Source organism: Paenibacillus sp. RC21 (assembly GCF_044907935.1).
Taxonomy (GTDB): Bacteria; Bacillota; Bacilli; order Paenibacillales; family Paenibacillaceae; genus Paenibacillus; species Paenibacillus terrae_A.
In genome coordinates this window covers 42624-65279 of record NZ_JBIYCS010000004.1, presented here as the reverse complement: position 1 = coordinate 65279, position 22656 = coordinate 42624, and the positions used below count along the sequence as shown (strand labels likewise).

The 22656-nt window shown below is 42.8% G+C and carries 16 protein-coding genes and 1 pseudogene; 12 read left to right on the top strand and 5 right to left on the bottom strand.

Annotation, left to right across the window (positions count from 1 at the left end; genetic code table 11):
* Window positions 1-51 precede the first annotated feature (51 nt).
* The 7 genes and pseudogenes from ABIA61_RS13865 to ABIA61_RS13835 all read left to right on the top strand — a co-directional run bounded on the left by ABIA61_RS13865 (window position 52) and on the right by ABIA61_RS13835 (window position 9130).
* Complete coding sequence (locus tag ABIA61_RS13865) at window positions 52-609, top strand: class I SAM-dependent methyltransferase (protein WP_283653514.1); 558 nt, start codon at window positions 52-54, stop codon at window positions 607-609.
* A 287-nt stretch (window positions 610-896) separates the two neighbouring features.
* Window positions 897-1280, top strand: a complete 384-nt coding sequence (locus ABIA61_RS13860) for a hypothetical protein (RefSeq protein WP_192512777.1) — start codon at window positions 897-899, stop codon at window positions 1278-1280.
* Window positions 1281-1689: 409 nt separating this feature from the next.
* The gene (locus ABIA61_RS13855; RefSeq protein ID WP_404529631.1) at window positions 1690-1815 is read left to right on the top strand and encodes a hypothetical protein; all 126 of its coding nucleotides are present in this window, start codon (window positions 1690-1692) and stop codon (window positions 1813-1815) included.
* A gap of 141 nt (window positions 1816-1956) precedes the next feature.
* On the top strand, window positions 1957-2172 hold the full coding sequence (locus tag ABIA61_RS13850; protein WP_283653513.1) for a hypothetical protein: 216 nt from the start codon (window positions 1957-1959) through the stop codon (window positions 2170-2172).
* Between the two features lie 106 nt (window positions 2173-2278).
* A complete protein-coding gene (locus ABIA61_RS13845; protein WP_404580887.1) occupies window positions 2279-6343 on the top strand; it encodes a glycosyl hydrolase in 4065 nt (1354 codons plus the stop codon).
* A 1211-nt stretch (window positions 6344-7554) separates the two neighbouring features.
* Window positions 7555-8430: pseudogene (locus tag ABIA61_RS13840) on the top strand (helix-turn-helix domain-containing protein); the annotation flags it as partial.
* Between the two features lie 340 nt (window positions 8431-8770).
* Entirely contained in the window at window positions 8771-9130 is a 360-nt protein-coding gene (locus ABIA61_RS13835; protein ID WP_404580886.1) for a BLB8/JUQZ-1 family protein, read from the top strand.
* Between the two features lie 69 nt (window positions 9131-9199).
* Here ABIA61_RS13835 and ABIA61_RS13830 read toward each other — a convergent pair whose 3' ends face one another.
* Window positions 9200-10336 carry a DUF4179 domain-containing protein gene (locus tag ABIA61_RS13830; RefSeq protein WP_404580885.1) on the bottom strand — a complete coding sequence of 379 codons (1137 nt, stop codon included), beginning with the start codon at window positions 10334-10336 and terminating at the stop codon, window positions 9200-9202.
* Complete coding sequence (locus ABIA61_RS13825) at window positions 10308-10883, bottom strand: RNA polymerase sigma factor (protein ID WP_404580884.1); 576 nt, start codon at window positions 10881-10883, stop codon at window positions 10308-10310. The genes ABIA61_RS13830 and ABIA61_RS13825 overlap by 29 nt, the downstream gene beginning before the upstream one ends.
* A gap of 298 nt (window positions 10884-11181) precedes the next feature.
* Here ABIA61_RS13825 and ABIA61_RS13820 point away from each other — a divergent pair, with 298 nt between their 5' ends.
* Window positions 11182-12555, top strand: coding sequence for a helix-turn-helix domain-containing protein (locus ABIA61_RS13820; RefSeq protein WP_404580883.1), 1374 nt, complete (start codon window positions 11182-11184; stop codon window positions 12553-12555).
* Window positions 12556-12865: 310 nt separating this feature from the next.
* Here the strand turns inward: ABIA61_RS13820 and ABIA61_RS13815 are convergent, their stop codons facing one another.
* On the bottom strand, window positions 12866-13237 hold the full coding sequence (locus ABIA61_RS13815) for a helix-turn-helix domain-containing protein (RefSeq protein ID WP_404581041.1): 372 nt from the start codon (window positions 13235-13237) through the stop codon (window positions 12866-12868).
* A gap of 257 nt (window positions 13238-13494) precedes the next feature.
* On the opposite strand from ABIA61_RS13815, the gene ABIA61_RS13810 reads away from it, so the two are divergent.
* The gene (locus ABIA61_RS13810) at window positions 13495-14916 is read left to right on the top strand and encodes a DNA-binding protein (RefSeq protein ID WP_404519472.1); all 1422 of its coding nucleotides are present in this window, start codon (window positions 13495-13497) and stop codon (window positions 14914-14916) included.
* A 210-nt stretch (window positions 14917-15126) separates the two neighbouring features.
* Entirely contained in the window at window positions 15127-15351 is a 225-nt protein-coding gene (locus ABIA61_RS13805) for a Spo0E family sporulation regulatory protein-aspartic acid phosphatase (RefSeq protein ID WP_404580882.1), read from the top strand.
* A 231-nt stretch (window positions 15352-15582) separates the two neighbouring features.
* On the opposite strand, the gene ABIA61_RS13800 is transcribed toward ABIA61_RS13805, so the two are convergent.
* Both ABIA61_RS13800 and ABIA61_RS13795 read right to left on the bottom strand, forming a co-directional pair.
* Window positions 15583-16395, bottom strand: a complete 813-nt coding sequence (locus ABIA61_RS13800) for a flagellar motor protein MotB (RefSeq protein ID WP_404519473.1) — start codon at window positions 16393-16395, stop codon at window positions 15583-15585.
* Window positions 16379-17206: a flagellar motor protein gene (locus ABIA61_RS13795; RefSeq protein WP_404519474.1), complete on the bottom strand. Its 828-nt coding sequence runs from the start codon at window positions 17204-17206 to the stop codon at window positions 16379-16381. The genes ABIA61_RS13800 and ABIA61_RS13795 overlap by 17 nt, the downstream gene beginning before the upstream one ends.
* A gap of 208 nt (window positions 17207-17414) precedes the next feature.
* Between ABIA61_RS13795 and uvrB the strand changes: the two genes are divergently transcribed.
* Window positions 17415-19406: an excinuclease ABC subunit UvrB gene (gene uvrB, locus ABIA61_RS13790; RefSeq protein WP_404580881.1), complete on the top strand. Its 1992-nt coding sequence runs from the start codon at window positions 17415-17417 to the stop codon at window positions 19404-19406.
* Window positions 19407-19575: 169 nt separating this feature from the next.
* Entirely contained in the window at window positions 19576-22437 is a 2862-nt protein-coding gene (gene uvrA / locus ABIA61_RS13785) for an excinuclease ABC subunit UvrA (protein WP_283653502.1), read from the top strand.
* The last annotated feature ends 219 nt before the right edge of the window (window positions 22438-22656 follow it).

Sequence of the window (22656 nt, the reverse complement as noted above, 5' to 3'; positions counted from 1 at the left end):
ACCTTGATGAACCGAATGCCTATCAAGTGTGTTAAGCAAGGAGAGGGAAAGATGAATGCGATTCACTTTATTCGAGAGTACATCAGGCATCCACGCAGCGTAGGCGCTGTTATACCAAGCTCAAAACAGTTGGCCAAGCAAATTACCACACCAATCTACTTTGACCAAGCATCGTGCATCATTGAGTATGGTGCAGGTACCGGTGTGTTTACGCAAGAACTGATTAAGAACAAGCGCCCGGATACGCTACTGCTAGTGATTGAGGCCAATGAATCGTTTTACAAAACATTGCAAAGCAAGTACGGACACTTGGAGCAAGTACACGTCATTCATGGATCGGCCGAGCATGTAGCCCGGTATATGAAACAGTATCATGTCTCGAAAGTGGATTACATCGTATCAGGACTCCCTTTTACCAGCTTGCCTGCCGCCTTATCCAGCCTGATTTTGGGACAAACGGCCGAAGTACTGGGTCAGGAGGGCAAATTTATTACGTTCCAGTATAGTAAGGTAAAACACAATTTTTTTCGTACCTTCTTTGGCGACATCCAGATCAAAAAGGTACATTACAACGTCCCGCCCGCCTATGTTTTCACTTGCAGTCTGTAATCGGTTAGCTATGTAGAGGATTAGAATAAACACGAATGTGAAGATACGGATTTCCATGAGAAGACCTGGTCAGCGTCATTAAGATGTTGAAAAGGTCTTTTTTGTTGAGCGTTCTTTGTAGGCTATTTACGGAGATGTAAGATAGGAGGGATATGTTAAAATGCAAAATTTGTTTAAGGAATCATATTTTAAAATGGGACTTAACCTATATATTACATATGCTGGAACCTGTTAGATTTTGTGTGATTCAACGATTAATCTGAACTTCGTTAAAAGGGGATTTATATATGGTAAAACCGCTGATGTTCATGCGTTGGTGTGAGTATTATGAATTAAGTGATCGTGAGACAGATTTTATATCGTTTTTTATGATGAATTTCTCAGCCGCGCGATCAGGCAACCAACCAAAGCTTAGGGAGCAATTTATCGAAATTCAGAAAAAAACCTTTCCTGAATACCCGTTTGATATCACCCCGGAGGAACTGGATTATCCCAAATTTGAAGGATTGATGAGACAGGTGTTGAAAATTCATTTTGACACGGCGGAGCTGCTATACTCCTTCTATCTTCAAAAGCTGTGCGCACCTTTAGCAGAATACATTTTATCCACTGGAGAGTCAGAGCCTGCACGCATTTATTATAAGCTTATTCAAAAGGACAAGGTACGGTAGGGGAGATGGGTGTGAATCAACAAGAGTTTCTGAATAGATTGAAGAAGAATGATGAAAATATTGAAAAACTATTGCGTCTGAAGATTCCCGTTTCATAAACGGGGTCGTGATCGCCGCCGGTGGCGACTGGACGGCGTATTAATTTTCCATGAGGAATGGTTTATCAGGCTCCGTGTCTACTGAGATGATAAAGACTACATAAAGCAATATGATAGCCCGCCCTTCAGCCCGTTCTCCATGCCCTTCGTTCCAGGTACTGCCCCTATTTGGGAGCAGATATAGAGATTTGCAATCCGCAAAATAAAAAAGTCCCTTGGCTAAGGGGCTTTTTCGATACCCCAAGCTTTATGGTTATTTAATCGGCAACAGGCAAGCAAGACTGAAAGGGATACGTCCCCGAAACGCCAGCTTGAGTTTTATATATGGCTGTCTTCGGCTGACGGCTGATCGGCGGCGCAACGAACAGTTGGAACGGCGGTTACAGCAAATGTCCAAGCGGCGAATTCATGTTCTACTATATGGCTATATGGAATAATCTATGTATATGGACCTCCGTCCAACAAATAGTTCGATATGCAGGCTTGGTCGGTAGAACGTATAGCAGAGCTGTACTATTACACATTTGTCAACAAGAAGCCGGTAACGGTATTACCTTGATGCAAACGGCAAACCCATCATGTGCGGTGTGAATACGGCTGTTGCAACACTTGAAGATCTGGGCCAATTCTGGATTTCGGACGGAGAGGAGAGTGTAGTCAACCGGATACTTGGAGCTTCGACTGGCGAAATTCAAGCGCTTATCAACAAAAACGAGTGGACGAGCTACAATGTGGCAGATGAATACTCCTACGATCCTACAAAAAAAATTAATTTGCAGATTAGAGTAAGGTGACGCTGTACCAGAACGATAAACTCGTTTGGGGTCAGTAGCCTTAAAGCCTGACGGAGCGGCACTCGTATGGGTGCCGCTCTTTTCAAACTTAAAGGAGGAAAGCGGCATGAAGGTGGAAAATAGTAGTAGTATTTGGTTCAAACGTTCCAAATGGCTGCCTGTCGTCATGGCATGCACGATTATAGTAGGGGGGGCTCTATCGGGTCCAACTGTAGTTCACGGTCAAACGGCAAAGACCGTTACCATTAAAGTTGATACATCCAAGGATCGTAAGCCTATTAGCCCTTATATTTACGGTACGAATCAGGAGTTGGCAGGCGATGAGAATCTGACTGCCAGACGACTTGGTGGCAATCGAATGACCGGATATAACTGGGAAAACAATATGTCCAATGCAGGAAGCGATTGGGAGCAATCCAGCGATAACTATTTATGCGACAATGGCGGTCTGACAAAAGCTGAATGTGAAAAGCCGGGGGCGGTGACGACTTCGTTTCATGATCAATCGCTGAAGCTAGGCACTTATTCTTTAGTTACGCTGCCGATGGCCGGTTATGTGGCCAAGGATGGAAATGGAAGTGTGCAGGAAAGCGAAAAGGCTCCTTCCGCTCGTTGGAATCAGGTCGTAAACGCTAAAAATGCGCCGTTTCAACTGCAGCCTGATCTGAATGACAATCAGGTTTATGCGGATGAATTCGTCAACTTTTTAGTGAAAAAGTACGGCGCTGCTTCAACAAAGACGGGTGTGAAAGGATATGCGCTTGACAATGAACCCGCTCTCTGGTCGCATACGCATCCACGCATTCATGGTGAAAATGTCGGAGCGAAAGAGTTGGTAGATCGGTCGGTAAGTTTATCCAAATCTGTCAAATCGGTTGACGCGGGTGCGGAAATTTTTGGGCCGGTTCTTTACGGTTTTGGCGCCTATAAAGATCTTCAAACTGCACCTGATTGGAACTCTGTAAAAGGAAACTACAGCTGGTTCGTGGACTATTACCTGGATCAAATGCGTCTCAGCTCGCAAGCCGAAGGCAAGAGATTGCTGGATGTTTTCGATGTACACTGGTATCCCGAAGCGATGGGCGGAGGCATACGAATTACGAATGAGGTAGGCAACGACGAAACGAAGAAAGCCAGAATGCAGGCGCCTCGTACTTTGTGGGATCCGACCTACAAGGAAGATAGCTGGATCGCTCAATGGAACAGCGAATTCTTGCCTTTACTGCCTCGATTGAAGCAGTCGGTGGATAAGTATTACCCGGGAACCAAGCTGGCTTTGACCGAGTATAGCTATGGCGGCGAAAATGATATTTCCGGCGGTATCGCTATGACCGATGTGCTGGGCATCTTGGGCAAAAACGATGTTTATATGGCAAACTACTGGAAGTTAAAGGATGGTGCCAACAACTACGTTAGTGCCGCTTACAAGCTTTACCGCAATTATGACGGAAAAAGCTCTACTTTCGGTGATATCAGCGTTAATGTGCAAACGTCGGATATTGTCAATAGCTCGGTGCATGCTTCCGTAACGGATGCATCCTACAAAGAACTGCACCTCGTTGTCATGAATAAAAGCATGGACAGTGCATTCGACGCCCAATTCGATCTTTCCGGCGAGACGACTTACGGTTCCGGTAAAGTATGGGGCTTCGACAAAAATAGCTCGCAAATTAAGGAAGCAGCGCCAATTACGCAAATTTCAGGCAACCGCTTTACCTATACAGTACCGCCTTTGACGGCTTATCACATCGTGTTGACTGCCGGCAATGATACGTCTGTGCCACCTGGGGAAGGTCCTGAAAGCTTTGCGCTGAGAGCTGAGGCTGGCGATGGGAAAGTCGATTTGTCCTGGGACGCTTCCAGCGGAGTTGTAGGTTACAGTGTACAGCGGGCAACGTATGAAAACGGTCCTTTTACTGCTGTAGCATCCAACTTGATCGAAACGTCTTATACGGATACTAACGTAACGAACGGCACTTTTTACTATTATAAAGTAACCGCAAAAACAAATGCGGGAACGAGCGAATCCAATGTCTTGAAAGCGGTTCCGAGGACGCCTGTAGACGGTCCTGTTCGCTATGAAGCCGAAGATGGCACGCTGAAGGGAACCATTGTGGAATCCAGCGGGACCGGCTTCTCAGGTACTGGTTATGTAACTAATTTCCACAATGCAGGGGATTCCCTGACGATGACGATTCAGGCTCCAACGGCAGGCTTGTACAATCTTACAATCGGCTACCGTTCTCCTCATGATGACAAACGCACGAATTTCTCTTTAAACGGCAAAGCGTCTGGCGAGCTGGTACTTTGGAAATCGGCTGATTTTAAAGAAACTTCCGGTGGTAAGGTTCTGTTGAATGCAGGGGCGAATACGATTGGTTTTGAAACAGGCTGGGGCTGGTACGATATCGACTACGTCAAGCTGGAGCCTGCTGCTGACCGTCCACCGCATGCGGTAACCAAAACGCTCATCAATCCGAATGCGACGGTAGAAGCAAAAGCATTGATGAACTACCTGGTTGATCAATACGGGAAGAATATGCTTTCCGGTCAAGAGGATATGCCCGAAATTGATTGGCTTCAAGCAAATGTAGGTAAAAAGCCGGCTATTGCGGCGCTTGACCTGATTGACTATTCGCCAAGCAGAGCGGAACACGGTCTTAGTTCCACAGAGACGGAAAAGGCGATTGAATGGGATAAGCAAGGGGGCATCGTTACCTTTGCATGGCACTGGAACGCGCCGAAAGGTCTTATCGATACGCAAGGAAAAGAATGGTGGAGAGGCTTCTATGCCGATTCGACTACATTCGATATAGAATATGCGATGAATAATCCAGAGTCCGAAGATTATAAATTGCTTATTCGCGACATCGATGTGATTGCAGGGCAATTGAAGAAGTTGCAGGATGCGAAAGTTCCTGTCCTGTTCCGTCCTTTGCACGAAGCGGAAGGCAAATGGTTCTGGTGGGGCGCTAAAGGTCCTGAGCCTGTTAAAAAATTGTATATTTTAATGCACGACCGTTTGACTAATGTGCACAAATTGAACAATCTGATTTGGGTTTGGAATTCTGTTGCTCCGGATTGGTATCCGGGAGACGAGTATGTGGATATTTTGAGCTTTGACTCTTATCCGCAAGCAGGCGACTACAGTCCGCAAATTGCAAAATATGAAGACCTTGTTACATTGGGCAAGGACAAAAAGTTAGTTGCCATGAGCGAAAACGGACCTATCCCGGATCCTGATTTGATGAAGGCGTATCAAGCCCATTGGAGCTGGTTTGCTACATGGTATGGGGATTTTCTGAGAGACGGCAAACAAAACAGCCTTGAGCATCTGAAAAAAGTGTATAATCATCCGAACGTCATTACGCTTGAAAAGCTCCCGACTAACTTAAAAACGTATGGCATTACCGAACAGCCGTCAGTACCGGGCAGCTTCACGCTGAACGCAGCGGGCGAAACGGCGAAAGTAAAGCTGAGCTGGACAGCATCGGCGAATGCGGTAAGCTATGAAGTGAAGCGTTCGACGGCTGAAAACGGCGCGTTCGCCACAGTAGCGAGCGATGTATACGGAAGCAGCTACACCGACACAGCCGTAACGGCAGACACGACGTACTACTACCAAGTCGTAGCGAAGAACAATGCAGGACAATCGGTTTCGAACACGGCTAGCGCAGCGCCGAAAGCGGATGCTCAGGAGCCGCCAAAGGGACTGTTGCTCCAGTATCACGCAGCGGATACCAATGTGAACGACAATCAATTGAAGCCGTATTTCCAAATTTTAAACAAAGGTACAAACTCCGTACCGATCAACGAGTTGAAAATTCGCTACTACTACACGATCGACGGCGACCGCGCGCAGACATTCAACTGCGACTATGCGACGCTGAGCTGCTCGAAGCTGAATGGCAAGCTGGTTAAAATGGATAAATCTGTAACAGGTGCTGATTATTATTTGGAAGTCAGCTTCAACTCGAATGCAGGCGTGTTAGCACCTGGAGGAAGCACGGGCGAAATTCAAACCCGTATTCATAAAACAGACTGGTCGAACTATAACGAAAGTGACGATTACTCGTATAAAGGTACGCAAACTTCATATGCTGATCATACAAAAGCCACGTTGTATCATAATGGCGTACTTGTTTGGGGAACCGAACCGACAGCTAATTAAGACAAGCGTCCGTTATACGGCAACATGTGAATCAACCGATTATTTGCCAAGAGAGGGGGGGCATTACGTTCTTCTCTTGGTCTAAGCCACCAGTTTCTATGGAGAGTCTTCAAGATCATATGCAATTAGACTAGGCCAATCTTAAGGGATTGGTCTTTTCTTATTGATTATTTTGTAAAAAAAGAAATGATTTGTTTATTTTCATCATTCTTGTAACACATCAAGAATTATAATTTCTTTAGAGTTGGTGGGAAGGAGGATAGGCTTTTAAGATGAATAACCATGTATGATTTAAAGCAGTTGGCTCAGTGGATGAAGGGACGACTATCAGAAGGGACTTGCTAAAAGTTTAACAAAGGAGCTAAAACCACTTGTTTGAAAGGAGTTCGTAGGTATTGAAATAGTTTTATAGAGGGGCTGACCTGTTGTGTACCTCATGCTCAAAGGACATAAGGTAGTGTTGCATTTTTTGGAAAAAATTTATCTTGTTTTTTTTATTAGACGATCCAAAACCAAACCAATAAGATACCAGAAACCTAGTGTAGTCAAGTATACAACTACTATTGAAATATCTGCTTCTCGTACAAATCGAAATGATTCGTAAATCCAAACCAACGGACTAATAATAGCCAATAGTATATTGTAGTCGTCGTATCCTGAAATGTTTACAATAATTACTAAAATTGAGATTAGGACCAACCAAAAGCGAAATGATTTCATTGACCATACCTCCAAACAAATATTTACAGTTAACATAACATATAGTCGTCGTAGTTGCAAAAAATAATACAACTAAATATATACTTACTTCTTGGATAGTATGAGTTAATTTTCATTAAACATGAAAGAAGGTCAAGTGATGAAAATAAATAAGACGGTTGTAACAATCGGGACTACCATTCTCTTAATTTCCTCTCTTGAATGAATCCGAGAGAGCCCTTTTTCCATGAAATCATCAAAATTTGTAATGAATGAAGAGTTTGAATGTTGGAAAAGGGAGGTATTTCAAACCCAAAATATTTCGGGAATCGTAAAAAAAGACTTCTTTCTAAGGCATCATCAATTAAAGTGACTATATAGACCATATATTTCACTATTTACGTGATTTTGTATTGAAATGAATTTCCTAAAGGATAGAGTTTACATATAAAATATCACTTATGATATGTCCAAAACTAATTGAGGGGGACTGACATGGACACACACCTACGATCCGCTCAAAGATAGAGACAGAATTGAAGCAAAGGGGCTATAGCTTTAGCAGTTTTAGTAAAATCTCCGGTATTAACCGTGGCACATTTAGCGCCATGCTGAACAGCAACCCGCCCAAGCCGATCTCCGTTCGGCAGATGGACTTGATTACTAAGGCGTTAGGGTATCCGGAAGGCTGGCTGTATGAGTTGTACATAGATGAATGCTTTTACGAAGGAAAAGGGCACTGGAAACGGATTAAGCCGTTTCTGTTGCGTTGTGTGGAATTAGGAAGACAGGACTTCGTTCAAAAGGTATTGTGGAGGCTAACAGAGGACTTGTCCTATGTTCCAACCATATTTGAGCTTGCAGAAGAATTATATTCCGAAGGCAGAGAAAAGGAAGCGATCCCTTTTTATGAATGTGTAATCGAAAATGAAAAATATCGTCATTCGGAGCGGTTGGCTATAAGCCAATATAAAAGATTTAAAGCTTATGCAATGTCTGATTTGGAAAAGAGTCTTGAGTTAGTATTGGAATTTACACCTTATCGTAATTTGCTTCCTGAGCATTATCAGTTGGAGGCGATTCATAAGATCACAAATATATATTTTTACTTACACAAATGGGATGAGGTAGAGAAGTATGGTCATGAATTAAAGAAACTGGCTAATGTAATCTATATGGATCAGCAAATAAGGAAGGAAAAAAGAAGAGCAGATCATTGCTCACGTGCAGAAAGGCACTTGGTATTTTACTACGGTTATGGATTCCTTTCTGTCTCAACAGCTTTACAAAAGAAAGGATATATTAAGGAGGCAAAGGCAGAGCTTGAGGGCTATGCAGATTTAGGCTGGTTTAAAGGGCTTGATATAGAAGGTGAAGCAGATGTAGAGCATCCTAAAAGGGCAAAAGGACACCCTTAATTATCATTATCCAAGCAAAGAAATTGGTTTAAGCCACCAGTTTCTATGGAGAGTCTTCAAAATCATATGCAATCAGATTAGGCCAATCATAAGGGATTGGTCTTTTATTGATTATTTTGTAAAAAAAGAAATGATATGTTTATTTTTATCGTTCTTGTAACACATCAAGAATTACAATGTAATTAATTAGAAGAAAGGAGGTTGGGAAATGAAGAGTTAATATCGTGAGAACAGCAAAAGCGTAGTCACAGACATAGAACAAGGCATTTAGTAGCTTAGAAAGAAGACTATTAAAGAGGAGAAATGACAAATGAAAAAAGCCATCTTAGCATTATCAATTTCTGCGTTAGCTTTATCTTTAGGGGGAGTAGCCTCCGCTTCACAGGTAAGTTCAACGACATCAGCTGTAACTCCAGCGACAGTTACGGTAACCTTTAGTCCTGCCAACGGAGAAAAGCCACCTATTAAACCACAAGACGTAGACGTACCTCTGGGTATGGGAAGTGAATACTACATGGAAGGCTCAAACTGGATGCTTTTGTATGGAAGTAACGTTATTAAGCTCACTGGTAATAAAGTTACAGTTATTGGATATGGTACAGCCCAAGTGGAAGCATATAAGTCTAATGGTGCTAAGTTGGGAGTCTATACTTTTATTGTGAAAAGATAAGTTAATGAAGAAAGTGAAAGTATATTTCACTTTCTTCACCAAGGCTGTCGAGGTTCCTCGACAGCTTTTTTATGAACTTATCGGTAAGCTGATCTCTAGATCAGAGAAATACTCCTTTATTGGGTTACCTTCCTTGTCCAATTTAAACTGACTTTTATTCCCTTCTTTAAAAATGTATTTATAAACTTTAATAGTAATAACTTTTGGAGGGGATATAAAGGGTTCAAACTGAGAATCAGTCATTAGAACATTACCGTCTGTTGCACTCCAACCTTTACCTCCAATTTGTTTTAATTCATTTCCCTTATCATCATAAAGTTCATAGTTTAGAAAAGGTAAAGTAGAGATTTTTAAGGTTTTTGGTAATTCGATTCTTGTAGTTATATTAGTTGTAATTGGGGTCAGCTCAATCTTTTCCAATGTATAATGAATTTTCTCATACTGGCGCTTAAGGTCAGGTGTCTGTACTATATTTTTTTTAGTATTCTTCTCGATAGGGATAATGATTTTGAAGGGTTGTTGAATCCCAGACACGGGCATGGAAAGTGTTAAATCAAACTTATCTGGAAAAGATTTTCCTCCTTGGTTACGTAAATCCGAAAATTGTATAATTGTTGAATTTGAATTTTTTCCAGGTATCATATAAGGATCAATGGAGTTGCTTGTGTTAGCAGGTGCATAAGAGTTTATTTCTTCTCCATTAATAGTAAGTATTACATCGTTGATCAGTGATGATACCGTTTCATTTGTAAATCTTTTATCAGTGGTTTGTCGTTCTAAGGCAATGGATACACGTGTTCCATCAAACATGACCTCCGGTACGCTGAGAGTCAGGCCATCGTGAGTGTCACTAAGATTTGGTTTTGATAGTAGCCCTTTTTCGTCCGCTGTTTGTAAACCAAGATCACCAGCTAGCTGGAATATAGAATTCATACCTGGAATTTGTTTTAAGGAGGCAGCCATTGTCGGAGAAATGAAGCCAGTACCAACCACCAGCATAAATGTCATTGCAAGCGTAATAGAAGTCACAATAATTGTATTACGTGTCCTTTTTGGTCGAATGTTAGATCGCTTATAGCGTCTTGTACCTACTTTCTCAAAGCGTTCCATCGTTTTATCAATTAAATCAACTTGTATTGGAGTATCCCGAATAAGCTCTTGTAAATGCCCGATTTCTTTATCTTCCGGTTTTAAAGGAATGTTCATACTTTTTTCCTCCCTTTTCCTTTTGGTGAATTAGTTTTTTACGGAGTCGCTCATATTTTTTTCGGATGGTCGATGGTTTTAGTTCCATAATTGTAGCAATTTCTTCATAGCTGTATTCTTCCAGTGAGCGTAACAATAAGATTTGTCGCTCTTCTAACGTTAGCTGATCCATTAACTCGTGAATTAAATCTGTATATTCGTGTATTGGTTGTTGCTTCAGTTTCAATTTATACTGGATGAAGGATTTAAACGTTCTAGTGTTTCTTTTTAATAAGTCATTACAATGATTTTGAGCAATTTTGTAAAGCCAAGCTGAAAAAGAAACTGTTGGTACGAACTGATGGATGTACTCAAGCCCTTTGATGAATATTTCTTGAGCAGCATCCTCCGCTTCTTCCTGATTTTTAAGTAAATAGTAGCAATATAAAAAGATCTGTTGTTGATAACGCCGTATGATATGTGTGTATGCTTGTTTGTCGCCCGTTTGTACTTGTTCTATTACAAGGCTGATATCTGCATCTTGCTTATTTGCATGTGGTTTTTCCATTAACTTCCCTCCTTTCTGCCTATATAACTGAAAAAGGGATGCATTTGTGACATTCAAATAAAAAAACTTGAAGACTGCTTTTAATGCTTCCCTTCATGTATTTCATTCAATTTTTCAATTATCATGGGATTCGTTTAAAAAAGACTTCTTTTTAAGGCATCATAAATTAAAGTCAGCATATAAACCATTTATTTCTCTTTTTTCACACTATTGTATTATTTTAAGATTACTTAGGGGACGTATTTTATATAAAAAGAAACATTATTCATATGATTGAAACTTATTGAGGGGGATTGACATGGAACATACACCTACGATCCGCTCAAAGATAGAGACAGAATTGAAGCAAAGGGGCTATAGCTTTAGCAGCTTCAGTAAAATATCTGGAATTAACCGCGGCACATTCAGCGCTATGCTGAACAGCAACCCGCCCAAGCCGATCTCCGTTCGGCAGATGGACCTGATTACCAAGGCATTGGGATATCCCGAGGGATGGCTGTATGAGTTGTACATAGATGAATGCTTTTACGAAGGAAAAGGACACTGGAAACGGATTAAGCCGTTTCTGTTGCGTTGTGTAGAGTTAGGAAAACGGGACTTCATCCAAAAGGTATTGTCGAGGCTAACAGAGGACTTGTCCTATGTGCCGACCATATTTGAACTTGCAGAAGAACTGCATAAAGCAGGTAAGGAAAAGGAGGCCGTTCCCTTTTACGAGTGTGTAATAGAGAATGAAAGGTATTACCATTCAGAGCGGTTGGCAATCAGCCAATATAGATTGTTTCGTATACAATTAGGTACAAACGCGGAGGAGAATTTAAAGCTAACTATTCAATTCTCACCTTTTCTATATCGTTTACCTGAGGCGTATCAGTTGGATGCACTATTGCAAATGGCTAATATTTATTCTTCTTTGCATAAATGGAGCCAAACTATTTTTCACAGTCAGAAATTGCTGGAACTCGCAACTCGTATATATGAATATAGAAAAGCCCAAGATTATAAAAAATATGATGAGCTTGAGCCATACTCTAGTGAACGTTCATTAGTGGTATATTATGGACAAGCACTATTAATGCAAGCTTATTCTCTACAGAAGCAAGAATTGTATCAGGAGGCTAAAGAAATGGTTTCCCGATATGCTGATCTAAGTTGGTTTAGAGGTTTGGACGAGATTGGCCAACGAGAAGTTGAAAAAATAAAAATGTATGCTACAGCTAATGGATATGTACTAGATTTATTAATGGGGGACAACAGGAATTTGGGGGATTATATTTTACTGCTAGAGGAAAACGAGCAAGAAATATTGCCAGGCATTCTCACATTATTAGAGGTGGCTAATAAACAGTTTTTAAATATAGACTATATATTAAATCATTTCAGTGATTACATTCGAAAATTTTCTGAAAATGAAGATGCTTTATATATGGATGATTACTGCAATTTCAACTTACAACTTTCCATTTATCGATTCAATTCTAAAAATTATACTTTAGGAATTGATACAATTCTTAGGAATTTAGAGCTTGCAACGTTATTGAATAATTCAAATGTATTTGCACAATCTATTATTTTATTTGAGAAGTACAAGGGTTTTGCTACAAAGAAACAATATGCTGAATTTACAGTTCATAAGAAGAAATTTGAAAAGGATTTTAATTTTGTGTTCTAATAGATGCCTCAACAATAAGGGAACATGTATCGTTCGAAAGTATCTGAGCAGTCTCAAAGCATCCTCACAGTTAAATGATAAGGCTTACTATATCAAGTCCATCACGCTATTGTTTGAGAAATATAAGGATCATTCGACCGAAGAACAACGGACAGAATATGAAAAAGTGATAAAAGCAGTGGAAAATAACATCAACCAAATGACTTCTTAGAACATAAAAGGGCTATGTAACCTACTACTAAGGTAGAGTAACATAGCCCTTTTGAAATATTATGTTCATGACCAATCGGGAAAAAAATCATTTTTTTCGTTATTCGCTGGACTTATCGGGGTTGCTTGCTGTAAGCCCGCTTTCTGAAGAGGTGAACAGTTCCTTCAATATTCGATATGCCTTATTTTGATCGGCTTCATTCTGCTGGGAGAGTAAATGAACACATTCCCATATCCAGGGCTGACTTTTGAGTTCTTCATATGGATTGAAGTCAAAAAATGCGAATACGTTTATTCCCAAGGCTTCGGCTATTTTCTCTAGTGTTTTGATCTGTACATTGACCTCACCACGCTCCAACTTGCCGATATAGGAACCTGTTGAATCAGATGCTTCTGCAAGCTGTTCTTGTGTAATATCACGCAATTTTCGAAATTGGCGGATTTTTACTCCTATGAGTTTTGTTGTTTCCATAGACATCCACACTCCTATAGTATGAGTGTAGACAAAGGTAGATCAAGCGTGGAGGTAATTGCATTACCTAAATAGTATAATATTAAGTCCTTGTAAAGACTATTAAACACACATTAAATTCCAATATATATTAAAACGGTGTAAAAAAAGGGGTTGACCATCATCCAGTTTATTCATATAATTTCTAGTATATTGTAATTGTTTGTCGAGGAGGGTGATTTTTTTAAATCATCTGAATACGCCGGGAGGTGTTTTTATTGGAAAATGCAACCACGATTCGTTCGGAGATTGAGAAAGAATTAAAACTTGGTGGTTACACTTTTAATAGTTTTGGACAAGCTACGGGTCTTAATCGGGGCATATTTAGTGCTATGCTTAACGGAAATCCGCCTAAACCTATCTCTGTAAGACAAATGGACTTAATTACTAAAGCGTTTAACTATCCAGAGGACTGGTTGTATGACCTTTACGTAGATGAATGCTTTTACGATGGAAGACCTCATTGGAAAAGAGTTAAGCCATTCCTGATTCGTTGTGTTGAAGTGGGGAACTTGCGGTGTGTGGAGAAAGTGCTTTCACGCCTAATGGAGGATCTTAACCACATACCAACGATCTTTGCTTTGGCAGAGGAACTGTATGAGGAAGGGAAGCTGCAAGAAGCAGTTCCTTTCTATGAATGTGTCATTGAAAATGAGAAGTACCAACATTCCGAGAGGTTGGCCATCAGTCACTATAAATTGTTTGTAGCTTCAATAGGTCAAGATTTGGAGAGGAATTTGGAATCAGTATTGAGATTCATTCCCTACCGTAATCGTTTACCTGAAAATTATCATTTAGATGCTTTACTAAAACTCGCTAACATATACTTCAACCTACACCAGTGGAAAGAGGTCGAAAGGTATGCTGACGAACTACAAAGTCTTGCAACAATAGTATACAAAAATGAAGTTCAGAAGAGAGAAAAATTCAGTAAATTTAAATCATTAGAAACTGAAAGACCAATTGTTGTTTACTATGGACAAGGTTATTTGATGAAGGGAATCGCATTGGAAAAACAAGAAAGATATGAGGAAGCCATGAAATATATTTCTGGCTACGCCGATTTGAGTTGGTTTGAAGATTTAGGGGAAATTGGGCAAAAAGAAGTGCGAAAGTTCACCCTTTGGGCAAATGCTAATCAACTTAACTTGAAAATTCTTATGGGCGATACAAGTAGTTTGCCAACGTATATTCAATTCCTGAAAAATAACCCACCTGAGATTTTGCTGGGTCTGTTAACGATAGTAGAGTCGGCTAACAAGCATGGTTTTTTAATTGAACATATTCTCCAACAGTTTTCTCATGAATTGGCCTCATTTAATAATGAGCTATCTATGGAAACCAGTTATTATAAACAATCATTTAGTTATCACACGTATGCTGATTTGTGTTATCAACTGGCAATATATATGTTTAATAACCTTTTCCATGAAAAAGGTATTTATTATGTTTTAAAAAGCTTGAAAAAATGTCTTGAAATCAATAACAAAGAAAAGTTTATGGTCTGCACAGCAATGTTTGAAAGATTTAGAGCGCAGGCAACAAAAGACCAAAAATCAGAGTATGAAAGTATCATGGAGGAGGTCTTGATAAATGCGAGTAAAAAACCTGAGATTCATTCTAATTATAGGGCTTTTTAGCTTCTTAGAATACTCTCATAACATTGTTGTGTTTGGACACGGAGTTGGAGGTTAACAGTTTTCATCAAAAACCAGTCCTAATGAGGGCTGGCTTTTTTGATTTATCCCGTTAAAGGGATGAAATGGGTTTTATTATATTATTAACCTGTAGGGAAGGTATCAGCTTGTAAACTAACTGTAAATACCATACCAAACAGGAGGTTTGTTGATGTGAAATTGCAAGAATTGGAGGACTGCATCGAAGAAAAGCGTAAGGAATTAAATGAATTGGCGAAAGAGGTGGGATTAAAGGATCGACGGGTGTTGACCAAGTCTATGGAGTTGGATCGGCTCCTTAATTTGTACAGCGATTGGAAATATAGCTACCACAAGCAAAGCATCTCCACAACTTCACCAGTGCGAGAGAAGCAACACGAGTTTGCCTTATCTTATTGATTTTCCAGCATCATGACCAGGCTTTATCTAACTTCACCTTGGCTTCTAATACATAGTGGGAATATAGACTTAAACAAAATAACCTCCCTCATCTCTCGTACGCCGCTCTATACAACGCTGTTCGTACGGTTTATTGTTCTGCGTCATCAGAGCGGAAGCCATGTAGAACTATAAAATGTATACAAAAACCTCCCGGTTCACGTTGAGTGTGACTGAGGAGGTTTTTGGCATTTACTGTTGAAGCTGGCGCAGTACGGTAATTTCGACACGGCGGTTTTTTTGTCGTCCGGCCTCGGTGGTATTATCGCCAACCGGTCGTGTATCGGCATAACCTGCGTATTGAAATTCTGTAGGAGATAATCCTTCTCTGTCTAGAAAGAATCGAAGCACGGATAGCGCCCGTGCCCCGGAAAGCTCCCAGTTGTCCTTGTAGGTCGAAGCGTTCGAAGAGCGTGTGAACGGAATATTGTCCGTATGGCCCTCGATGCTGATCGGCGTTTTCAAATCCCGGAACAGACTGGCCAGCTTGGATAACGTGTTTGCAGAGCCTTGCTTGAGTGCAGCCCTGCCCTGATCGAATAAAAAGCGGTCGTTCAGGGTGATGACAATACCACGTGGCTGATCGGATACGAAAATCTGACCTTGCAACTTATTATCCGAAATATATTGCTCAATGACGCTCATCAGATTTTGCAGTTCTTTTTCCTGCTTGCGAAATGCCTGCTCGCGTTCGGTCAGTTTGGTCGGTCCGGCTGCTTTGTTATCGGATGAAGGTTGCTTGGTTGTGGGCGGATTCTTGCTTGTGTATCGATCCGCCGTACCTGTAATGCCTGAACCTTGCTCCAAAATAGAATCGCCTTTATGGAACGTATCCTGTAGGGATTGAACAACGACATCGTATTTTTTCGCATCCAGGCTGCTCATAGCGTACATCACAACGAAAAAAATGAGCAGCAGTGTGATTAGATCGGCATAGGTAATCATCCAGCGGTCACGATGGTCTCCGCCTCCTTGATGTTGGCGGCGCTTAGCGCGCGCTCTCATGGAAGTCCTCCTTTGGAGCAGCGTCCTCTGAACGTGAGCGACGAGGCGGCTTAGACTCCAGATTTTGCTCTGAACGGATAAAGAACTCCAGTTTTTTGCGTACAAGCTTCGGATTCTCTCCGTTTTGAATGGCGAGAATGCCTTGCAGCAGTAAATCCATCGTGACCATTTCACTTTCGCTGCATGCTCTGATCTTGGATGCGATGGGCAGGAAAATCAGATTGGCGCTGGCAACGCCGTATAGTGTGGCGATAAAAGCGACAGCAATGGACGGTCCAAGCGCTGTCGGCTCGGTCAGGCTGCCGAGTACATGGATCAGGCCCATCACAGTACCGATAATCCCCATCGTAGGGGCATAGCCGCCTGCGGATTCAAATATTTTGGCATATCCTTCGTACTTATGCTCAATGGTATCTAACTCGAGTTCCAGAATTTGTTTAATTTGTTCCTGCTCGGTTCCGTCAATGACCAGTTGAAGACCTTCGCGCAGAAATGCATTCGGATGCTCTGAGGAAATACGCTCCAGCGCAAGCACTCCGGATCGGCGTGAGGTGGCTGCCATGGAAACCAAATCTTCAATATATTGCTCGGAGAGGTCGTTTTCACGGCTAAACGCCATCCGAAGGGCAGCTGGTATGGTTTTCAGCTTGGAGGCGGGATAGCTGATAACAACTGCTGCGAGCGTTCCGCCAAACACAATCAGAGCCGATGTACCCTGAAGCAGCCCTGTAAATTGTCCGCCTTCCCATAAGAAGCCACCGATTAATGCTATGATTCCGGCGATGATGCCCAACACGATGGTGATATCCAAAATTTAATTCACTCCTATTCAAGACTTATCGTTTGCATCCAAGGAAAGAAAGAGGTATAATACGGGAACAAACATTCCTATCCAACCATATTTCCCAAGTATCATTGCTCGGGAAATATCGACATAGGTTTACAGGTAAAGACGTTTCAGCTCGACTGTTGTAGAAACATGATGTTTCCATTTTAGACGATAAGGGTGATGCAGGGCAATGAGTGATATCGTTGTTAGCGATAAGACTTTTGAAATTCAGTCGGAATTCCAACCTCAAGGCGATCAGCCTCATGCCATTCTTGAACTGGTAGAGGGGATTACAAAAGGAAAAAAGCATCAAACACTGTTGGGTGCTACGGGAACGGGTAAGACGTTTACCATCGCACAGACGATTGCCAAATTGAATCGGCCTACTCTGGTTATTGCGCATAACAAGACTTTGGCTGCCCAACTGGCGAGTGAGTTTAAGGATTTTTTTCCGAATAACTCAGTCGATTATTTTGTCAGTTACTATGATTACTACCAACCGGAAGCATACATTCCGTCTTCCGATACGTATATTGAGAAGGATTCCAGCATCAACGAGGAGATTGATAAACTTCGCCACTCAGCCACAAGCTCTCTGTTTGAGCGTCGTGACGTTATTATTGTAGCGAGTGTCTCCTGCATTTATGGTCTGGGTTCCCCGAAAGAATATTCAAGCCTGCTGCTCTCGCTTAGAGTCGGCATGGAGAAACCCCGCAATCAGATTTTGTCCCGCTTGGTCGATATTCAATATCAGCGGAACGATATCAACTTCGTGCGGGGTACTTTCCGTGTACGGGGGGATGTTGTTGAAATATTCCCGGCTTCCCATGGGGAACACGCTATACGGGTAGAACTGTTCGGGGATGAAATTGAACGGATCACCGAGATTAATGTGCTTACGGGTGAATTGATCGGTGAACGTGATCATATTGCCATTTTCCCTGCATCTCACTTCGTTACTCATGAGGATACGATGAAGATAGCACTGGTCAACATTGAACGTGAGCTTGAAGAGCGGTTAGTGGAGCTGAAGGAACAAGGGAAGCTGCTGGAGGCACAACGTTTGGAGCAACGTACCCGCTATGATATCGAGATGATGAAAGAGGTTGGTTTTTGTTCCGGCGTCGAGAACTACTCAGGTCCACTGACATTCCGCGAGCGGGGGGCGACACCGTATACGTTGATGGATTATTTTCCGGATGATATGCTGATCGTGATTGATGAGTCTCATGTTACGTTGCCGCAGATTCGGGCGATGTATAATGGTGACCAGGCGCGTAAGAATGTACTGGTGGACCATGGTTTCCGTCTGCCATCTGCGTTGGATAACCGCCCGCTGAAGTTTGAAGAGTTCGAGGACAAGGTGAGTCAGATCGTCTACGTATCAGCTACACCAGGCCCCTATGAGCTGGAGAAATGCGAAACGACTGTACAACAGATCATCCGACCTACAGGCCTGCTTGATCCCATCATCGAGGTTCGTCCAAGCAAGGGACAGATCGACGATCTCATTAGCGAGATACGGCTTCGTATGGAGCGTGAGGAGCGGGTACTGGTCACCACGCTTACCAAGAAGATGTCTGAGGATCTGACCGACTATTTAAAAGAAGTGGGTATCAAGGTCCGGTATATGCATTCAGACATTAAGACACTGGAGCGGATGGCGATTTTACGGGACCTCCGCTTGGGTACCTTTGATGTACTGATTGGGATCAACCTGTTGCGGGAAGGACTGGATTTGCCAGAAGTATCACTGGTGACGATTTTGGATGCGGACAAGGAAGGTTTCCTGCGTTCCGAACGTTCGCTCATTCAAACCATTGGACGGGCAGCACGGAATAGCGATGGTCGTGTTATTATGTACGGTGACAAAATTACGGATTCTATGGATAAAGCGATAAAAGAAACCGAACGCCGCCGTGCGATTCAAATTCAGTATAATGAAGACCATGGCATTACCCCGCAAACGATTCGTAAAAAGATTCGTGATGTCATTGAAGCGACCAAGGTGGCCGAGGCACGTAATGATTACCTTCCTGGCGAGACAGGTAAACTTTCCAAGAAGGAGCGTCAGTCGCTGATTCAGCGTTTGGAAGCGGAGATGAAGGATGCCGCCAAGAATCTTCAGTTCGAACGGGCTGCCGAGTTGCGTGACGCTTTGTTGGAGCTACGGGCTGACTAAGCTTTCAGGGGCGGCTAGTAGCGCGAACACATTGAAAATGAAATGGATGATTGCTTTTGAAAATAGAGAGGGCGGCCCATGCGGTCGTTCTCTTTGCGATATATCACTTGCATGGGGTATTCCATTGCAGTATAGCATGACGTGAACTATGGCTAAGGAGATGAAACATTTGGCGAATGAAAGCATCATCATCAAAGGCGCAAGGGCGCATAATCTCAAAAATATTGACGTGACTATCCCAAGGGACAAATTTGTCGTTCTCACGGGGCTAAGTGGCTCAGGTAAATCGTCACTGGCTTTCGATACGATCTATGCAGAAGGACAGCGGCGTTATGTGGAGTCTTTATCTGCGTATGCGCGTCAGTTCCTGGGACAGATGGAGAAGCCGGACGTGGATTCCATTGACGGACTGTCTCCTGCGATTTCCATTGACCAAAAGACTACGAGCCGTAATCCGCGTTCTACTGTCGGTACGGTTACAGAGATTTATGACTATTTGCGGCTGTTGTTTGCCCGAATTGGTCACCCTCATTGTCCTGAACATGGCATTGAAATTACATCACAAACGGTTGAACAAATGGTGGACCGCATTTTGCAATACCCTGAAAAGACAAGGCTGCAGATTTTGGCCCCATTGGTTTCGGGACGCAAAGGTGAGCATAAAACGCTATTCTCGGATATTGCCAAGCAAGGCTTTGTACGGGTGCGTGTCAATGGGGAACTGCGTGAATTGTCCGAAAAGATCGAGCTGGAGAAAAACAAGAAGCATTCCATTGAAGTGGTTGTAGACCGGATCGTAGTGAAGGAGGATGTGCGTGCACGTCTGTCCGACTCTATTGAGACAGCATTGAACCTTTCAGGAGGTCAGTTGCTGGTGGACATGATGGGGCAAGAGGAGCTGCGCTTCAGTTCTAATTTTGCCTGCCCGATCTGTGGTTCCAGTATAGACGAGCTGTCGCCACGGATGTTTTCTTTTAACAGTCCGTTCGGTGCTTGCCCGGATTGTGACGGATTGGGCGTTAAAATGGTGGTCGACCCCGACCTGCTCATTCCTGATCCGGAGAAAAATGTAGAAGATGGAGCATTTCAGGCGTGGAGTGGAGGAACTTCCACCTATTATCCGCAATTTTTGCAGTCCGTATGCGAGCATTATAGTATTCCACAGAACATTCCTGTCAGCCAGCTGACCACGGAACAGATGAACACCATATTAAATGGAACGGGTGACCAGAAGATCCGATTCCGTTATGAAAATGATTTTGGACAACGCAAGGAAGCCTACGTGACCTTCGAGGGAATTATCCCGAATCTGGAGCGTCGTTATCGTGACACAGCTTCTGACGGTATCCGTGAATTTATTGAAGGATTTATGAGCGCAAAGCCGTGTAACACCTGTAAGGGACACCGTTTGAAGAAAGAAACTCTGGCGGTGACTATTCAGGAGCGTAACATTGCCTATGTAACTGATTTGTCCATCGGCGAAGCGTCTCAATTTTTCAAAACGCTGGTGTTGAGTGAGAAGGAACAGTCCATTGCCAATCTCATTTTTAAGGAAATTAACAGCCGTTTGGGATTTCTCGTTAATGTTGGATTGGAGTACCTGACCTTAAGTCGTGCAGCGGGCACGTTATCCGGTGGTGAGGCACAACGTATCCGGTTGGCGACACAGATCGGTTCCAGCCTGATGGGTGTACTGTATATTTTGGACGAGCCAAGCATCGGGTTGCATCAGCGGGATAATGACCGCCTGATTAGTGCATTGGAGCATATGCGGAATCTCGGGAATACGCTGATTGTGGTGGAGCATGACGAAGATACGATGATGGCGGCCGATTATATTATTGATATCGGTCCGGGGGCCGGAATCCACGGCGGAATGATCATGTCACAGGGGACTCCGCAGGAAGTCATGGAAGACCCGAATTCCTTAACCGGGCAATATTTGAGCGGACGCAAGTTCATTCCGGTCAATACCGAACGGCGCAAGCCTACGGATAAGTGGCTGGAGGTCCGCGGGGCCAAGGAGAACAATCTCAAAAATTTGAATGTTAAAATCCCGTTAGGTGTTTTCACGGCTGTTACTGGCGTATCCGGTTCTGGGAAGTCAACGCTGGTCAACGAAATTCTATACAAAACGCTGGCGCGCGATCTGAACCGGGCCAGAGTGCGTCCAGGTCAACATAAGGAAATTCGCGGGCTTGAAAATATCGATAAGGTCGTTGAGATTGATCAGTCTCCGATCGGCCGCACGCCGCGTTCAAATCCTGCAACCTATACCGGGGTATTTGATGATATTCGTGATTTATTTTCAAAAACAAATGAGGCCAAGGTCCGAGGCTACCAAAAAGGTCGCTTTAGCTTTAACATTAAGGGTGGTCGCTGCGAGGCTTGCAAGGGCGACGGCATTATAAAGATTGAAATGCACTTTCTGCCGGATGTATACGTTCCGTGTGAAGTATGCAAAGGTAAACGCTATAATCGGGAAACTCTTGAAGTGAAGTACAAAAGTAAAAGTATTGCCGATGTGCTGGAGATGACGGTAGAGGATGCGACAGAGTTTTTTGAAAATATTCCGAAGATTCATCGCAAGATTCAGACGCTGCTGGATGTAGGTTTGGGATATATCAAGCTGGGACAGCCTGCGACTACCTTGTCCGGGGGCGAAGCGCAGCGCGTGAAGCTGGCTTCCGAACTGTATCGTCGCAGCACGGGTAAGACGATTTACATTTTGGACGAGCCGACAACGGGGCTGCATGTTCATGATATTGACCGATTGCTGACGGTACTGCATCGTCTGGTAGATTCGGGAGAAACAGTACTGGTCATCGAGCATAATCTGGATGTGATTAAAACAGCCGATTATCTGATTGATTTGGGACCGGAAGGCGGTAGCGGCGGTGGAACGATTTTGGCTACTGGAACACCTGAGCAGCTCGTGAAGGTCGAAGAATCCTATACAGGACGGTATTTGAAGCCGATCCTTGAACGGGATACACAGCGCAGCCAGGCGCTTCAGACAGCCGATCTGTAGACGTCATTTAATGTAAGTTTTATAAGCCCCACACAGGTATGAAGGCAGAATACGAATTAGCGTATTCATTCCTTTGCCTTGGTGGGGCTTTATTTTGTAAAAAAAGAGAACTTTTATCCAAATCTTGCGTTAAAGCATGTGACACATAGTTTACCAAGCGCTGGAATAATAAATCTATACGTATATTCATCGGTAGAAAGTCTCTGAGCAGTCTCCATT

What these genes read in the sequence shown, in the direction of transcription:
- ABIA61_RS13820 (WP_404580883.1), top strand. Translation starts at nt 11,182, where the DNA reads ATGGAACATACACCTACGATCCGCTCAAAGATAGAGACAGAATTGAAG.
- ABIA61_RS13815 (WP_404581041.1), bottom strand. Translation starts at nt 13,237, where the DNA reads ATGGAAACAACAAAACTCATAGGAGTAAAAATCCGCCAATTTCGAAAA.
- ABIA61_RS13860 (WP_192512777.1), top strand. Translation starts at nt 897, where the DNA reads ATGGTAAAACCGCTGATGTTCATGCGTTGGTGTGAGTATTATGAATTA.
- ABIA61_RS13850 (WP_283653513.1), top strand. Translation starts at nt 1,957, where the DNA reads ATGTGCGGTGTGAATACGGCTGTTGCAACACTTGAAGATCTGGGCCAA.
- ABIA61_RS13825 (WP_404580884.1), bottom strand. Translation starts at nt 10,883, where the DNA reads ATGGAAAAACCACATGCAAATAAGCAAGATGCAGATATCAGCCTTGTA.
- ABIA61_RS13865 (WP_283653514.1), top strand. Translation starts at nt 52, where the DNA reads ATGAATGCGATTCACTTTATTCGAGAGTACATCAGGCATCCACGCAGC.
- ABIA61_RS13800 (WP_404519473.1), bottom strand. Translation starts at nt 16,395, where the DNA reads ATGAGAGCGCGCGCTAAGCGCCGCCAACATCAAGGAGGCGGAGACCAT.
- ABIA61_RS13845 (WP_404580887.1), top strand. Translation starts at nt 2,279, where the DNA reads ATGAAGGTGGAAAATAGTAGTAGTATTTGGTTCAAACGTTCCAAATGG.
- uvrB (WP_404580881.1), top strand. Translation starts at nt 17,415, where the DNA reads ATGAGTGATATCGTTGTTAGCGATAAGACTTTTGAAATTCAGTCGGAA.
- ABIA61_RS13835 (WP_404580886.1), top strand. Translation starts at nt 8,771, where the DNA reads ATGAAAAAAGCCATCTTAGCATTATCAATTTCTGCGTTAGCTTTATCT.
- ABIA61_RS13830 (WP_404580885.1), bottom strand. Translation starts at nt 10,336, where the DNA reads ATGAACATTCCTTTAAAACCGGAAGATAAAGAAATCGGGCATTTACAA.